Below are 1785 nucleotides of genomic sequence, written 5' to 3'. Positions count from 1 at the left end.
CATAGGCGGGGGGAGGACAACCCGGGGAACTGAAACATCTAAGTACCCGGAGGAGAGGAAATCAATCTCGAGACTCCCCGAGTAGCGGCGAGCGAAAGGGGACCGATGGCCAAACCGTCGAGCGGGCGTACCCGGCAGGGGTTCCGCCGGCGGGGTTGCAGGGCCGCGCATCCGGGGGCTGCCGCCCCCGGGCGCAGGTCCGGCTGGGGAGCGGAACGGCATGGGAGGGCCGGCCGCAGCGGGTGACAGCCCCGTACGCGAACCCAGACCGGACGGCGCGACGCGGTCCCTGAGTAGGGCCGGGCACGTGAAACCCGGTCCGAACCTGGGTGGACCACCATCCAAGCCTGAGTACTACCCTGTGACCGATAGCGCACCAGTACCGTGAGGGAAAGGTGAAAAGCACCCCGGGAGGGGAGTGAAACAGTACCTGAAACCGTGCGCCCACGAGCAGTCGGAGCACCTTTACGGTGTGACGGCGTGCCTTTTGTAGAATGAGCCAGCGAGTCGCTGGCGCGGGGCGAGGTTAACCGAAAGGGAGCCGGAGCGAAAGCGAGCCTTAACAGGGCGACTTGAGTCCCGCGCCGCGGACGCGAAGCCGGGTGAGCTATCCGTGGGCAGGCTGAAGCGGGGGTAAGACCCCGTGGAGGGCCGAACGCACGTCGGTTGAAAACGGCGGCGATGACCTGCGGATAGGGGTGAAAGGCCAATCAAACCCGGAGATATCTCGTTCTCCCCGAAATAGCTTTAGGGCTAGCGTCGCGCGTTCACCGCCGGAGGTAGAGCACCGGATGGACGAGGGGGCTTCGCCGCCTACCGAATCCAACCGAACTCCGAATGCCGGCGGCCCAGAGCGCGGCAGTCAGAGCATGTGGGCTAAGCTGTGTGCTCGAGAGGGAAACAGCCCGGACCGCCCGCTAAGGTCCCCAAGTTCCAGCCGAGTGGCAAAGGATGTGCGTCCGCCCAGACAACCAGGATGTTGGCTTAGAAGCAGCCATGCATTCAAAGAGTGCGTAACAGCTCACTGGTCGAGTGGACATGCGCCGACAATACACGGGGCTAAGCTGGACACCGAAGCGGCGGGATTTTATCTATAGAATCGGTAGGGGAGCTTCCCATGGGCGGAGAAGCCGGAGGGCGACCGACGGTGGAGCGCATGGGAGTGAGAATGCTGGCATGAGTAGCGAGAGACGAGAGAGTAACTCGTCCGCCGTGAACCCGAGGTTTCCTGGGCAAGGCTAATCCTCCCAGGGTCAGTCGGGGGCTAAGGCGAGGCCGGCAGGCGTAGCCGACGCGCAGCAGGCAGACATTCCTGCACCGCGCACGCGGCGCTACGACCGACGGGGCGACGGATGGGGGTGGCTCGGCGGGGTTCTGGACGTCCCCGTGATGGAGCGCGGCCCGCGGACCAGGGAAATCCGGTCCGCACGAGGGCGAGGCTCCGGACGAAGCACTTAAGCGAAGCGAGTGAGCCCGAGGTCCCTAGAAAAACCCCTAGGCAGGCGCGTGCGCGCCCGTACCGCAAACCGACACAGGTGGGTGGGTAGAACATACCGAGGCGATCGGGTCAACCATGGTCAAGGAACTCGGCACAATGGCCCCGTAACTTCGGGAGAAGGGGTGCCCGCGCGTACGTGAACGGACTTGCTCCGGGAGCGGAGGCGGGCCGCAGTGGAGAGGCCCAAGCGACTGTTTACCAAAAACACAGGACTCTGCAGAAGCCGCAAGGCGACGTATAGGGTCTGACGCCTGCCCGGTGCCGGAAGGTCACGCGGAGGAGTTAGC

General features: G+C 64.8%; 1 rRNA gene. It reads left to right on the top strand.

Features of this window, described 5'->3' with window-relative positions:
• Nucleotides 1-1785: ribosomal RNA gene (locus ACTNDJ_RS08885) — 23S ribosomal RNA — on the top strand; the annotation flags it as partial.

The sequence above is a fragment of the Collinsella sp. HCP3S3_D1 genome (assembly GCF_052064015.1).
Lineage (GTDB): Bacteria > Actinomycetota > Coriobacteriia > Coriobacteriales > Coriobacteriaceae > Collinsella.
Note: the sequence above shows the minus strand (reverse complement) of the source record. Positions and strands in the feature narration are given on the sequence as shown.